This is a genomic window from Marinobacter maroccanus, assembly GCF_002933275.1.
Classification (GTDB): Bacteria; Pseudomonadota; Gammaproteobacteria; order Pseudomonadales; family Oleiphilaceae; genus Marinobacter; species Marinobacter maroccanus.
The window spans coordinates 30,569-43,240 of sequence record NZ_PSSX01000022.1 but is presented as its reverse complement, the minus strand read 5'-3'; the positions used below and the strand labels follow the sequence as shown (position 1 = coordinate 43,240).

The window sequence follows — 12,672 nt, the reverse complement described above, 5'->3', positions numbered from 1 at the left end:
GGCCAGCCCCGCCCTCTCAGTGTAGCTGCTGCTCTTCCGGCAACATCCGGACGACATGCAGAAACCGCTTCAGGCCTGTCTCCGCTCGCTCCTTTGAAGCAAACGGGCCACTGTCAAACCCTTCCCGGGTGGTGAAGTACCATTTGCTCCCTACGCAGAAGAATCGACTACTGCGAAAGGGAACCGGCCCTTCTTCTCCGGTCCTGCGTTGGGTGTCCATGGCGTCTCCTGTACTGCCCGCTTTTCGTTTTTGCTTTTCGGGCGCCGCGTTAATATCTGCCGATCTGTTTAAAATTAACCCAATTCAGGGCGAATTCAACATTTTTTTACAATTTTACGGGTTGAGTCTCAATCGGGATGATGGATGAAAAACCCGGAATGGTGCCGGCGAAGCGCGCGGTTGTCTTGCCCTTGTCAGATGCACTCGTCAGAATGCTACAAAACTGGCGCCAGCCTGACGCCATTTCCATCCTCATGCCAAGGAGACTAAATGAACATTTCTCACGTTATCCGTGTTTTCCATTCAACAAGACAGGGGGGGTGCAGAGGCGTCGCTCGTGTTCGCGCCGCACTGGTTGCAGTGGTTGTAATGTCTCTGGTGGGATGTGCCTCCGGTGTCAGCGTTGTGGAAACCTGGGACGGCAATCCAGCGGCTGCGTCCAATGCCGCCACGCTTGAGGCGCCAGGTGAAATCCGGGTTACCCGGGTGAATGGACGGTCTATGAGCAACTTCCTGATGGACGATCTGGCGCTGGACTACGCCCTGCTTCCGGGTGAAAACGAGGTTGTGTTTGTCTACAAGACAATCTGGGCGAAGAGTGGTGTGGTCAGAAACGGAGAATCAAAAGTTCACGTGATTGAGAGTGAGCCCCAGGTCGTTCGCTTCGAGGCGGAAGCCGGTGAGACCTATCGTTTCGAATTTGATCAGCCCGAGTCTCGTCAGGAGGCCGAGCAGGAAATGCCGGAGTTCTCCGCAGAGATCGTCTCTTTGGCGGGAACGTCCGTGGCAACTTCAACCGTTTGGGATCCGAAAGAGCAGATGACCGCCTCCCGCACGCCGATTCCGGCGTCTACCTACGAAAGCGCTCCGGCAAGTTCTGAAAGCGCGTTGGAACAGCTGAAAACCATCTGGGAAACAGCGAGCGACGAGGAGAAAAAGGCGTTTCTTCGTTGGGCTTTCGAGTAACCTGAGTCTTGATTGATCGTTTCCGGAGCCGGTTCAGGCCCGGAAGCGTTTCAGGGCTTTCTTCAGAAGTCCCTCCAGGGCGGTCATGGCGTCATCCGCGAGGGTCTGTGTTGGGGAGGCCGCTATCGGCTCCTTGTCGGCGTCCGCTCCGAGCCGCTGCATGGCATTTTCGATGGCGCTGAGGCTGTCATCCACGTGAGCCTGCAGCGACTCTCCGTTAGCCACCACGTCCGGACAGGTGGTGAAGTTCAGTGTCAGTCTTCCCTCATAGCTCACCGCAACAATGACCAGCCCCATGCTGTCGAACAGCGGCGCCGTATTGTATTGCTGAACCAGGCGTGCGCCCTGCAGATAAAGTGGCACCTGTGGTCCGGGAACGTTGGTGATTGGCAGATTGAACACCGGCTGGTAACGCTGCGCAATTTGCAACTCCGAGTAAAGTCTCGCGGACAGCGCCAGCATGGTGGACGGTAGGAGTTCCGTCAGCCGATCGGCAGCAATGGCCTCCCGATAGGGCTCCGAAGCAACCGCGTTCCAATGTATCCGGCGGATGCGGTGGGCAGGATTGGTTTCATCGGTTGCCAGATCCAGCAGCATGGCGGACATCTGGTTTCCGGTTGCCCGGCGCAGGCTGTTGGAACGCACCGAAATCGGAGTCATTGCCACCAGGGACTTGTCGGCATTGGCGCCCTCGCTGATCAGATAGCGTTTCAGTGCTTCAGCGCATAAACCCAGAACCACATCGTTGAGCGTTACGTCTCCCAGGAATGCCTTGACCGCTTTCAGTCTCGAAAGCTCAACACTGGCCGCAACAATCTGCCGATTCGCCGTGATCTGGCGGTTGAAGGGGCTGTGCGGGGCTGAGAACAGCGGAAGCGGCAATGGCAGCTTGCGGAGCTGCTTCTGGATCAGGCCGCGGGCGGTGGCCTCGGCGGCGTTGAACGCAAGAGAGGTGAACTGCAGTGGCGTGCGAATGATGTTCGCGCCCGCCTGAAGCATGACTCGCTCTTCCGAGGGTTCTGGTCTGGGCTGCCAGGGTCGCGGTGGCGCAATTGGGCTAGGCTCGGGTGTGTACTCGAGCAGTTTGCCAATTATCTCCTCTCCGCTGAAGGCATCGATGGCAGCGTGGTGCAATTTGACGATCAGAGCGAAGCCGTCGCTGCCGGTGTTCTCTTCGTCCAGTTTAAAGCCGTCAACAAAGGTGATGTGCCACAGCGGGCGGTCCCTTTTAAGCGGTTCCTCCAGAATCCGTGAGGCCAGTGTCATCAGGCTTGCCTTGCGACCGTGTTCGCCCAGGTTTACATAGGCGAGGTGGCGCTCGATGCTGAAATCGGGATCATCAATCCAGTAGGGGCGGCCCAGGCGCAGGGGGATTTCTTTCAGGCGTTGACGGAAAACCGGCACAACATGCAGGCGGCTTCGAAGGTAGGCGACAAAGGTGCTGAAGGCCAGCGGTTTCTCCCGCTCGGAGGCATCGAAGAGATAGATGCCCCCGATGTGCATCGGTGTGGTTTCCGACTCCAGATACAGGAACGAGGCATCCAGTTCCGACAGTTGCCGCATCAGAAAGCTCCCTTCGGCGTTGGTTTCAGCTGCAGTATAAACGAAGTGTTCCGGCAAACGGTTGACTCATTTGCCTGGCATGGCTCCAAGTTGAAGTCATATCATTTACTTTATTTTCAGCCTGTTAGCCAGTCCGAAACGGCTCCCTCCGAGCTGAGTCGGTCCCAGAACCACATCAAGGCCTTGCCCTGATCCTCGGCATGTCTGGCCAAGTGCAGTTTAATTGGCTGGCGCGATTCCTGAACTTCCTTGATGATCAATTTTCCTTCGCCCAGCTCTTCGCTGATTCTTGCCCTGGGTAACCATCCCACACCAAGGCCGGCTACCTGTATGGCGATCTTCTGGTCAATGTTGGCGACCGTCAGGGTTCGCTGGCGGTGGAATATGCCGGCGTGGCCAGGGGGCAGGGACCGTGATGTGTCTGCAGCGACGGCTGCCGGATAACGGGAGATGTCTTCTTCGGAGAGCGGCGCTTCTGCGTCGGCCAGGGGATGATCGGCGGCAACGGCAAAAACGAACGGCATGTCGCCCAGGGATTTGGTCGTGTAGTTGCCGGCCGGCTTGCTGAAATTATCGGCTCCGATAATCAGGTCTACCCGGCGGCTTTGCAGCGCATCCCAGGTGCCGGCGAAAACCTCCTCCACAATTTGCACATCCACCGGTACGCCCAGTCCATAGAATTCCTGGATTGCCGGGAACAGGCATTCCGCAGGCAGGAGAGAGTTGAAGCCGATCCGTAAACGGGTTTCCCAGCCCTGGGCGACCTGGCGGGTGGTGTGCGCGAGGTTCTCTGCTGCTTCCAGCAGGGTGCGGCCCTCTTCCAGGAGGTATCGGCCAGCCGGCGTCAATCGTGCGCGATGGCCGGTACGATCGTAAATGGCGACATTCAGGTCTTCTTCCAGTTTCTGCACGGTGTAGCTGATGGCGGAGGGAACCCGGAACAGCTCGTTGGCGGCCCCGGCAAAACTGCCTTTGCGGTCGATGGCATCGAGGACTTTGAGGGCGTCTATGGTGATGGCTGTATGCATGTTCGAATTATCTGAGGTTGTTGGCCAGAAATGCTTGTTTGAGAGCGTAGCAGGGTCCCCGGTATTCTGCCCATATTGATTTCATCATGTTCAGGAATTTTAACGGGAGGGCATCATGGGCCTGCTGATTGACGGCAAATGGCATGACAAGTGGTACGACACCGACAAGACCGGTGGCAAGTTTGAACGGGAGGCGGCCCGGTTCCGGAACTGGGTGACTGCCGATGGCTCGCCGGGGCCGGATGGCGAAGGTGGTTTCAAGGCCGAGTCCGGTCGCTATCACCTTTATGTATCCATGGCGTGTCCATGGGCACATCGCACGTTGATTTTCCGGAAGCTCAAGGGGCTGGAGAAGCATATTTCGGTGTCAGTGGTGCACCCGGATATGGTGGAAAACGGCTGGGAGTTTCGGCCCGACAGTGAACAGCATCGGGACCATCTCCATGGGTTCCGCTTCATGCATCAGGTTTACACCAAGGCTGCCCCTGAGTACTCCGGCCGGGTGACGGTACCAACCTTGTGGGACAAGAAAAAGGAGACAATCGCGAGCAACGAGTCCGCCGAGATTATCCGGATGTTCAATTCGGCGTTTGATGGCCTGGAAGGTGTTCGTACCGACCTGGATTTCTATCCCGAGGAACTGCAAGGGGAGATTGATGCGGTAAACGCCCAAGTGTATGACACGGTCAATAATGGTGTTTACAAGGCGGGTTTTGCCACCGCGCAGGACAAATATGAGGAGGCGTACAACGCGCTGTTCGACTCACTCGACTGGCTTGAGAAGCGGTTGTCTGGTCAGCGGTATCTGGTGGGTGGTCGGCTATCCGAGGCTGACTGGCGCCTGTTTACCACGTTAATCCGGTTCGATGCGGTGTACTACAGCCACTTCAAATGCAACCGCCAGCGGATCAGTGATTTTCCGGCGCTTTCAGCCTACGTGCGGGATCTCTACCAGGTGCCCGGCGTGGCGGATACCGTGGATATCGATCAGATCAAACGCCATTACTATGTAAGCCAGAGAACCATTAACCCGACGCAGATCGTGCCGGTTGGGCCGGAGCTGGACTTTTGTGCGCCCCACGGGCGCGAGAATTTGGACTGAAGTCCGTGGCGGACATCGGGGTCAGATGAACGCTTTCATTTGACCTCTTTCTCATTGGGGTGACTTGCTGGTGACCAGTGTCGGATTACGGCTTCGCCTAATCCGACCTGGCCGGGGCCACTCGCAGTTCACGGAGTCGACTCGAAATATAAAAACGTAGGTCGGATTAGGCGAAGCCGTAATCCGACAAACCGCTAGCGAACAAGCGCGCTAGCTGACCCGCGCAACCGCAACGTCAGTCAGCAATACCATCGCTTCCTTGTGTGCTGATTCGGGAAGGCATTTCAGGCAGCCGGCGGCCAACGCGGCCTGCTCCCGGGCTTTGGTCATGGTGTATTCGATCGCACCTGAGCGCTCGACGATCTCGAGGATGCGGGGCAGGTCATCGAGGCCGCCCTTGCGGATCGCCTGGCGGATAAGCTGGCGTTCGTCTTCCGTGCCGTGGGCCATGGCGTGAATCAGGGGCAGGGTCGTTTTGCCTTCCGCCAGGTCGTCGCCAACGTTCTTGCCCATGGCTTCGGCGTCGCCCCGGTAATCCAGGACATCGTCTACCAGCTGGAAAGCAAGGCCCAGGTGTTTGCCGTAGTCTTTCAGCCCGAGTTCCTGTTCCTCACTGGCATTGGCGAGCAGGGCGCCGGTGTGGGAGGCGGCTTCAAACAGCATGGCGGTCTTGTTGTGGATGACCTTCATATACTGGTCTTCAGTCAAGTCGGGGTTTTTCACGTTCATCAGCTGCATGACCTCGCCTTCGGCGATCACGGCTGTGGCGTGAGACAATACCTCCATGATTGACAGGCTTTTCAGTTCCACCATCATCTCGAACGCCCGGGCGTAGAGGAAATCACCTACCAGTACGCTGGGCGCGTTGCCCCAGCGGGCGTTGGCGGTACTTCGGCCCCGGCGCATGTCCGAGGTGTCTACCACATCGTCGTGCAGCAGGGTGGCGGTGTGCAGGAATTCGATCACGGCGGCGAGCTTGAGATGATCGTTTTTCCTGTAGCCGGCGGCCTGGCTGGAAAGCAGAACCAGTAACGGTCTCAAGCGCTTACCGCCGCTTTCGATGATGTACTGGGCGATTTTCTCCACCAGGGGAACATCTGAGGAAAGCCGCTGGATGATCAGGTCATTAACGCGGCTGAAGTCGTCGGCCACGGTGTCGTAAATGCGCTGGGCTGTCATGCGGCTTGTGGATCCCTTGCTGGTGTTATCGTCGTTACGATCGTTGATATTAAAGGCAGGTCGCGGCAATGCTAGGTATTGCCGAAGGTAGTGTCAACTTGGCTTGTGTTGCGGTGCGTCTTTTCGTACAATCACGCGCCCAACTCATCCCAACCTGCGCTCCCTGCTATAGGGTCGCCAGAGCGCCTCCCTTAGAACCAGGTGGATAAGAGCAGGGATGGGTCAATCGTGGAGAACGAGTGAATGTACGCAGTTATTGTTAGCGGTGGTAAGCAGCACCGTGTAAAAGAAGGCGAAACCCTGAAGCTGGAAAAGCTGGAGGTTGAAACCGGTGGCAACGTTGAGTTCGATCGCGTTCTGCTGATCGCCGACGGCGACAAGGTTCAGGTAGGCGCGCCGGTAGTTGATGGTGCCAAAGTGACAGCGGAAGTGGTAAGCCACGGCCGTCACGACAAGGTTCAGATCATCAAGTTCCGTCGTCGTAAGCATCACATGAAGCGTCAGGGCCACCGTCAGTGGTTTACTGAAGTCAAGATCACGGGTATCAAGGGCTAAGGCTCTCGAATTACCCCTTAAATAAGGAGGCTGGTAATGGCTCATAAAAAGGCAGCAGGTAGTACCCGTAACGGTCGCGATTCCGAGTCGAAACGACTTGGTGTGAAGCGCTTTGGCGGCGAGACTGTATCTGCAGGCAGCATCATCATCCGTCAGCGTGGCACCCGTTTCCACGCTGGTAGCAATGTTGGCATTGGTAAGGACCACACCCTGTTTGCGAAAGCAGACGGCCAGGTGAAGTTCGAAGTCAAAGGCCCGCAGAGCCGTAAGTTCGTGAGCATCGTTCCGGCTGCGTAAGCAGCGGCGATCCGGTTCTGTCGAACCTTGGGTGGCGCTGATATCCTGATATCATCAGGTGTTCAGAGCCATCCGGAGCCCCGCAAAGCTTCCTTGAGGCTGCGGGGCTTTTTAGTTTATGCGCATGGCGCAAAGGGTTGATTCATGAAATTCGTAGACGAAGCCACCATCATTGTGGAAGCCGGCAAGGGCGGTCACGGCTGCCTGAGCTTCCGGCGTGAAAAGTACGTTCCCAAGGGTGGCCCCGATGGTGGCGACGGGGGTGATGGTGGTTCCGTGTATCTGGAAGCCGAGGAGTCGCTGAACACGCTGATCGACTACCGGTTCCAGCGCAAGCACAAAGCCCGGAATGGCGAGCCAGGCTCCGGCCGAAACTGCACCGGCAATAAAGGCGAAGACCTGGTTTTGCCGGTTCCGGTCGGTACCACCGTGGTCGATATGGACACCCATGAGGTGCTGGGGGATCTGACCCATGCTGGTCAGCGCCTGAAGGTTGCCCAGGGTGGGTTCCATGGTCTTGGCAATACCCGCTTCAAATCCTCGGTGAATCGTGCGCCACGCCAGACCACCAAGGGCTCCGAGGGCGAGCTGCGCAACCTGAGGCTGGAGCTGAAGGTGCTGGCGGATGTGGGTTTGCTGGGCATGCCCAATGCCGGCAAATCCACCTTTATTCGCTCCGTCTCTGCGGCTCGCCCGAAAGTTGCAGATTATCCGTTTACCACGCTGGTGCCCAATCTTGGTGTGGTTAGCGTGCAAGCGCATCAAAGCTTTGTCATTGCCGATATTCCCGGCCTGATTGAAGGTGCCGCTGAAGGTGCAGGGCTCGGTATCCGCTTCCTGAAGCACCTTGTTCGTACCCGACTTCTGCTGCACCTGGTTGATGTAGCGCCTTACGATGGATCTTCGCCCGCCGATGCGGTGAGAGCGATCGAGCATGAGCTGGAAAAATTCAGTGAAACTCTTGCCAATCGTCCAAGGTGGCTGGTTTTGAACAAGGTGGACATGGTGGCCGAGGAAGATCGCGAGGCGCATTGTCAGGCGATTGTCGACGAGCTCGGATGGCAAGGGCCGGTATTCTGGATATCCGCGCTCAGCGGCGAGGGCACCAAGTCTCTGGCTCAGGCCGTCATGCGTTGGATTGAAGAGCAGGCCGAAGAAGAGGCTCAGAATCCGGAATTTGCCGAGCGGGAAGCCCAGCGGCGCCGGCAAATGGACGACGAGGCTCGCGCCCGTATTGAAGCCGAGCGCCAGGCCCGCCGCGCGGCCCGTGAAGAAGACGATGACGACGACTTTGACGATGATGACTACGACGTCGAAGTGGTTTACGCCCCGGAGTAAAAAAAACAGGACTGACACCAGAGAGATCGCTCACGCATCATGACTGAACGCCTACAGCTACGCCAGGCTCGCCGCTTGGTTATCAAGATTGGAAGCGCCTTGTTGACCAACGACGGCCGTGGCCTGGACGTGGCTGCTCTGGGTTTGTGGGTTGATCAGATCGCAGAGCTGATCGAAGACGGTGTTGAGGTGGTTGTTGTCTCCTCTGGCTCGGTAGCGGAAGGAATGAGTCGGCTTGGCTGGGCCGTCAGGCCCGAGCAGCTCCATGAGCTTCAGGCGGCTGCGGCTGTTGGCCAGATGGGGTTGGTGCAGACCTGGGAAGCCCAGTTCAAGCGCCACGATATTCACACCGCGCAGATTCTGCTCACCCATGACGACCTGTCAGATCGCAAACGTTACCTGAACGGCCGAGGAACCCTCCGCGCTTTGCTGAACCTGGGTGTGGTGCCAATCGTTAATGAAAACGACACGGTGGTTACCGACGAGATCCGGTTTGGCGATAACGACACCCTGGGCGCACTGGTTGCCAATCTGATTGAGGCCGATGGCCTGATTATCCTGACTGATCAATTGGGCCTGTTTGACAAGGATCCGAGAAAGCATTCGGATGCCCGCCTGGTGACCGAGCGCAGAGCCGGTGATCGCGAGCTGGATGCCATGGCCGGTGGTGGCGCCGGCGTTCTTGGTCGCGGCGGCATGCAAACCAAGTTGCGAGCTGCCCGGCTTGCTGCCCGTTCCGGGGCGTTTACCGTCATCGTCGGTGGCCGCATCGAAGAAGTAATTGGCCGCCTGAGGCAGGGTGATGTGATCGGCACTCTGTTGTTGCCGGAGCAGGGCCGGATTGCGGCCCGGAAGCAATGGCTCGCCAGCCATCTGCAGACCCGTGGCAGGCTGACGCTCGATGATGGTGCCGTGAAAGTGCTTTGCCTGGGTGGGCGAAGTCTTCTGCCGGTGGGGGTCAAAGGGGTATCCGGGCAGTTCCGGCGTGGGGAAATGGTGTCCTGTTTCGATCAGAATGGTCGTGAAATCGCTCGGGGCCTGGTGAACTACGACGCCGATGAAGCCAGGGCCATTGCCGGCCGGTCCAGCGACCGGATTACCGAAATTCTTGGCTATATGTCAGGCGAGGAGATGATCCACCGGGACAATCTGGTGATTGTGTAATCATCGTTCGCCCATAAAAAAACCGGCCAGATGGCCGGTTTTTTTATGCCTGAATCGAGCGAATTAGGCGCTCTTCAGGGCCTTGATCTTGGCACTCAGGCGGCTCTTGCTACGAGCAACCTTGTTCTTCGCGAAGATACCTTTGTTGACCATGCTGTCCAGAATCGGCTGAGCCTGCTGGAAAGCAGCCTGGGCTTCTTCGTAGTTGCCGGCTTCGATCTTGGATTGGATCTTTTTCACATAAGTACGAGCCATGGAACGCAGGCTTGCATTGTGCTTGCGGTTCTTCTCGTTCTGACGTGCGCGCTTCTTGGCTTGCGGGGAATTTGCCACCGTAAAACTCCTGAAAATCTCAAATTCGTTGCTGAATGATTCGTTACATCGCGGGCGCGCCAAAACCAGCGCGTCGAAATAAATGACGCGGAACTATGCCGCTCAAAGCTCCAAATGTCAAGGCTAAAAGCCATTTCATCCCCCGACACAGAAGGCCTGTGGTAAACTCGCGGCTCACTGAACGCGGGCTTGAACGGGAAGCAGGTAATTCCCGAAATACCCGCGCCAAAAGGATATCCAGAATGCCAGACAAGGGCCTGCATGTCGTCGGAACCTGAAACAACGCCTGAACAGAAGCAATTGCCCAAGGCTCCCGGCCTACTCAGGTCGTCTGGACTTGTGGGTGTCATGACCATGCTGTCCCGGGTGCTGGGTCTGGTTCGGGATATGGTCATTGCCCGCTATTTCGGCGCCGGTGCCGGGGCGGACGCCTTTTTCGTGGCGTTCAAGATTCCGAATTTCCTGCGCCGCCTGTTTGCCGAGGGCGCCTTCTCCCAGGCCTTTGTGCCGGTCTTGTCATCCTACCGGGAGAATCAGTCACTTTCGGACGTTCAGCGGCTGGTCAATGCGGTGGCAGGCTCCCTCGGTTTGGTGCTGCTGGGCGTTACGCTGGTAGCCATTCTGGGGGCTCCGGTGTTGACGGCGGTTTTTGCCCCTGGCTTTCTGGATGATGATGTGAAATTTGCGCTTACCAGCGATATGTTGCGCATCACCTTTCCTTACCTGTTGCTGATCTCGCTGACCGCCTTCGCGGGTGGCATTCTCAATAGTTACGATCGCTTTGCCGTACCGGCGTTTACCCCGGTGCTTTTGAACCTGGCGATGATAGCGGCGGCCATCTGGTTAACGCCGTTGATGGATGAGCCGGTGATGGCGCTCGCCTGGGGTGTTTTCATTGCCGGGGCCCTACAATTGTTTTTCCAGTTGCCGTTCCTGATGCGACTCGGCCTGTTGCCAAGGCCTCGAGTGGATTATCGCCACGAGGGTGTCAGCCGGATTCTCAAGCTGATGGCGCCTGCGCTGTTCGGGGTGTCGGTCAGCCAGATCAACCTGCTACTGGATACCGTTCTGGCGTCTTTCCTCCAGACCGGCAGCGTTTCCTGGCTGTACTACTCGGATCGGCTCTCGGAGCTTCCCCTCGGGGTGTTCGGCATAGCCATTGCCACGGTGATTCTACCGAGCCTTTCCCGTAAACATGCAGCGGCGTCAGCAGACCAGTTCGCGGCTACCCTGGACTGGGCGGTTCGGGCGGTTCTGTTGATTGGCTTGCCGGCAGCCCTGGCGCTTGCGCTGTTGGCCGAGCCGCTGATTGCCACCCTGTTCCACTATGGCGCGGTAACCGATCGGGATGTGGCCATGTCGGCCCAGAGCTTGAGGGCCTATTCTGCCGGGTTGCTGGCGTTCATGTTGATCAAGGTCCTGGCGCCGGGGTTTTTTGCGAGGGAGGACACCAAAACGCCGGTCAAGATCGGCATCATTGCCATGGTGGCAAACATGGTGTTCAACCTGATTCTCATTTTTCCGCTGGCTCACGCCGGTCTCGCGCTGGCCACCTCCATATCGGCCTGGTTGAATGGCTATCTTCTGTGGCGCGGACTGCGTAAGGAAGGGGCCTGGCAGAGTCAGCCCGGCTGGCCCCGTTTCCTGCTACAGCTACTGTTTGCCAACGGTGCGCTGGCGGCCATCATTGTCTGGCTCAATGCCCCGGTGTCGGTGTGGCTGGCAAACGGCGGTTATCAGCGGGCGGCGGATATGGCGTTGCTGGTGGGGGCAGGTGTCGCTGTTTACTTCGTTGCACTGGCGCTGGGCGGGGTTCGGGTAAGACATTTCCGCCACAGGTAAGGTATAATCGCGCGTTTTCTCACCAGCGTTGCGGTAAAAGTGAGCGCTGAAAGCTAGCTGGCAATTGAAGGTTCGCATTGCATGCGTCTGATCCGGGGCCTGACCAACCTGAAAATGCTTTCCCGCCGGGAGGACTCACCGCTCGCTAACGGGTGTGTCGCCACCATTGGTAACTTCGACGGTGTGCATCTTGGGCACAAGACCATTATTGATCAGGTGAAAAGCAAGGCTGAAGCCCTGGGGGTGCCCTCGGTAGTGATGATTTTCGAGCCTCAACCCCGGGAGTTTTTTCAGGGCAAAGAAGCGCCACCCAGGCTGATGGGATTTCGTCAGAAGTTCGAGGCCCTGCTGGCTGAAGGCATCGATATTGTGCTGTGCCTGCGCTTCAATCAGGCGTTTCGTAGCTATTCGGCCATGGGCTTCATAGACGATGTCCTTATCCAGGGGTTGGCGGTTCGTCACCTGGTGGTCGGCGATGATTTCCGTTTCGGCTGTGATCGCGCCGGCGATTTTGCACTTCTCGAGAAGGTTGGCAACGACGCCGGATTTACCGTTGAAAATACCCTTACAGTGACGGTAGGCGGGGAACGGGTGAGCAGTACCCGGGTTCGGGATTTGCTGACCGTGAATGGACTTGAGAAGGCTGAATCGCTTCTTGGCCATCCCTATCGAATCCGGGGCCGGGTCGTGTATGGCCGTCAACTGGGGCGCCAGATTGGGGCGCCGACTGCGAATATTTTGCTGCACAGAACGCCGGCCCTGCGCGGTGTCTATGTGGTGGCCGCCACCCTGGATGACGGCGCCCGATTCGATGGCGTTGCCAATATCGGTGTACGGCCCACCGTGGACGGCAAGCGGCCCTCGCTGGAAGTGCACCTGTTTGACTTTGCTGGCACACTTTATGGCCAGCATCTGGAAGTGGTATTCCGTCACGGCCTGCGGGACGAGGAAAAATTCGGTTCCGTGGATGAGCTGAAAGATCAGATTGCCCGTGATTTCGAACATGCCCGGGCGTGGATTGCCGAAAACGGCGCTGTGAAAAGCGCGGATTGAAACGCCCGGCTGCGCCCCAACGAATAAACGAC

Annotated in this window: 13 protein-coding genes; 8 read left to right on the top strand and 5 right to left on the bottom strand. The window is 57.7% G+C overall.

Translation table 11 applies throughout. The annotated features are described in order from the left end of the window. Nucleotides 1-16: 16 nt before the first annotated feature. Entirely contained in the window at nt 17-220 is a 204-nt protein-coding gene (locus tag KEHDKFFH_RS17840; protein ID WP_104323159.1) for a DUF6316 family protein, read from the bottom strand. 270 nt (nt 221-490) lie between these two features. Here KEHDKFFH_RS17840 and KEHDKFFH_RS17835 point away from each other — a divergent pair, with 270 nt between their 5' ends. Next, the gene (locus tag KEHDKFFH_RS17835; protein ID WP_104323158.1) at nt 491-1,186 is read left to right on the top strand and encodes a DUF2057 family protein; all 696 of its coding nucleotides are present in this window, start codon (nt 491-493) and stop codon (nt 1,184-1,186) included. A 33-nt stretch (nt 1,187-1,219) separates the two neighbouring features. Here KEHDKFFH_RS17835 and KEHDKFFH_RS17830 read toward each other — a convergent pair whose 3' ends face one another. Next, a complete protein-coding gene (locus tag KEHDKFFH_RS17830; RefSeq protein ID WP_104323180.1) occupies nt 1,220-2,749 on the bottom strand; it encodes a WS/DGAT/MGAT family O-acyltransferase in 1,530 nt (509 codons plus the stop codon). A 116-nt stretch (nt 2,750-2,865) separates the two neighbouring features. After that, nucleotides 2,866-3,777: a LysR substrate-binding domain-containing protein gene (locus KEHDKFFH_RS17825; protein WP_104323157.1), complete on the bottom strand. Its 912-nt coding sequence runs from the start codon at nt 3,775-3,777 to the stop codon at nt 2,866-2,868. A 115-nt stretch (nt 3,778-3,892) separates the two neighbouring features. Here KEHDKFFH_RS17825 and KEHDKFFH_RS17820 point away from each other — a divergent pair, with 115 nt between their 5' ends. After that, nucleotides 3,893-4,879, top strand: coding sequence for a glutathione S-transferase family protein (locus tag KEHDKFFH_RS17820; protein ID WP_104323156.1), 987 nt, complete (start codon nt 3,893-3,895; stop codon nt 4,877-4,879). Nucleotides 4,880-5,089: 210 nt separating this feature from the next. Here KEHDKFFH_RS17820 and ispB read toward each other — a convergent pair whose 3' ends face one another. Then, nucleotides 5,090-6,058: an octaprenyl diphosphate synthase gene (ispB, locus tag KEHDKFFH_RS17815; RefSeq protein WP_104323155.1), complete on the bottom strand. Its 969-nt coding sequence runs from the start codon at nt 6,056-6,058 to the stop codon at nt 5,090-5,092. 243 nt (nt 6,059-6,301) lie between these two features. Between ispB and rplU the strand changes: the two genes are divergently transcribed. The 4 genes from rplU (at nt 6,302) to proB (ending at nt 9,412) form a co-directional block, all read left to right on the top strand. Next, nucleotides 6,302-6,613: a 50S ribosomal protein L21 gene (gene rplU / locus KEHDKFFH_RS17810; RefSeq protein WP_008170744.1), complete on the top strand. Its 312-nt coding sequence runs from the start codon at nt 6,302-6,304 to the stop codon at nt 6,611-6,613. Nucleotides 6,614-6,649: 36 nt separating this feature from the next. After that, nucleotides 6,650-6,910: a 50S ribosomal protein L27 gene (gene rpmA, locus KEHDKFFH_RS17805; protein ID WP_088829262.1), complete on the top strand. Its 261-nt coding sequence runs from the start codon at nt 6,650-6,652 to the stop codon at nt 6,908-6,910. A 144-nt stretch (nt 6,911-7,054) separates the two neighbouring features. Beyond that, nucleotides 7,055-8,248 carry an Obg family GTPase CgtA gene (gene cgtA / locus KEHDKFFH_RS17800; RefSeq protein ID WP_104323154.1) on the top strand — a complete coding sequence of 398 codons (1,194 nt, stop codon included), beginning with the start codon at nt 7,055-7,057 and terminating at the stop codon, nt 8,246-8,248. 39 nt (nt 8,249-8,287) lie between these two features. Continuing rightward, entirely contained in the window at nt 8,288-9,412 is a 1,125-nt protein-coding gene (proB, locus tag KEHDKFFH_RS17795; protein WP_104323153.1) for a glutamate 5-kinase, read from the top strand. Between the two features lie 63 nt (nt 9,413-9,475). Here proB and rpsT read toward each other — a convergent pair whose 3' ends face one another. Further along, entirely contained in the window at nt 9,476-9,745 is a 270-nt protein-coding gene (rpsT, locus tag KEHDKFFH_RS17790; protein ID WP_008170735.1) for a 30S ribosomal protein S20, read from the bottom strand. Between the two features lie 261 nt (nt 9,746-10,006). On the opposite strand from rpsT, the gene murJ reads away from it, so the two are divergent. Next, nucleotides 10,007-11,587 (top strand): murein biosynthesis integral membrane protein MurJ, encoded by a 1,581-nt coding sequence (gene murJ, locus KEHDKFFH_RS17785; RefSeq protein ID WP_104323152.1) that lies wholly within the window; start codon nt 10,007-10,009, stop codon nt 11,585-11,587. A gap of 81 nt (nt 11,588-11,668) precedes the next feature. Continuing rightward, entirely contained in the window at nt 11,669-12,640 is a 972-nt protein-coding gene (gene ribF, locus KEHDKFFH_RS17780; protein WP_104323151.1) for a bifunctional riboflavin kinase/FAD synthetase, read from the top strand. Nucleotides 12,641-12,672 lie beyond the last annotated feature (32 nt).

Bases quoted from the DNA above. Each gene is read 5' to 3' on its own strand.
- KEHDKFFH_RS17820 (WP_104323156.1), top strand. From the start codon at position 3,893: ATGGGCCTGCTGATTGACGGCAAATGGCATGACAAGTGGTACGACACC.
- proB (WP_104323153.1), top strand. From the start codon at position 8,288: ATGACTGAACGCCTACAGCTACGCCAGGCTCGCCGCTTGGTTATCAAG.
- murJ (WP_104323152.1), top strand. From the start codon at position 10,007: ATGTCGTCGGAACCTGAAACAACGCCTGAACAGAAGCAATTGCCCAAG.
- ribF (WP_104323151.1), top strand. From the start codon at position 11,669: ATGCGTCTGATCCGGGGCCTGACCAACCTGAAAATGCTTTCCCGCCGG.
- KEHDKFFH_RS17840 (WP_104323159.1), bottom strand. From the start codon at position 220: ATGGACACCCAACGCAGGACCGGAGAAGAAGGGCCGGTTCCCTTTCGC.
- rplU (WP_008170744.1), top strand. From the start codon at position 6,302: ATGTACGCAGTTATTGTTAGCGGTGGTAAGCAGCACCGTGTAAAAGAA.
- KEHDKFFH_RS17835 (WP_104323158.1), top strand. From the start codon at position 491: ATGAACATTTCTCACGTTATCCGTGTTTTCCATTCAACAAGACAGGGG.
- cgtA (WP_104323154.1), top strand. From the start codon at position 7,055: ATGAAATTCGTAGACGAAGCCACCATCATTGTGGAAGCCGGCAAGGGC.
- rpmA (WP_088829262.1), top strand. From the start codon at position 6,650: ATGGCTCATAAAAAGGCAGCAGGTAGTACCCGTAACGGTCGCGATTCC.
- KEHDKFFH_RS17830 (WP_104323180.1), bottom strand. From the start codon at position 2,749: ATGCGGCAACTGTCGGAACTGGATGCCTCGTTCCTGTATCTGGAGTCG.
- ispB (WP_104323155.1), bottom strand. From the start codon at position 6,058: ATGACAGCCCAGCGCATTTACGACACCGTGGCCGACGACTTCAGCCGC.
- KEHDKFFH_RS17825 (WP_104323157.1), bottom strand. From the start codon at position 3,777: ATGCATACAGCCATCACCATAGACGCCCTCAAAGTCCTCGATGCCATC.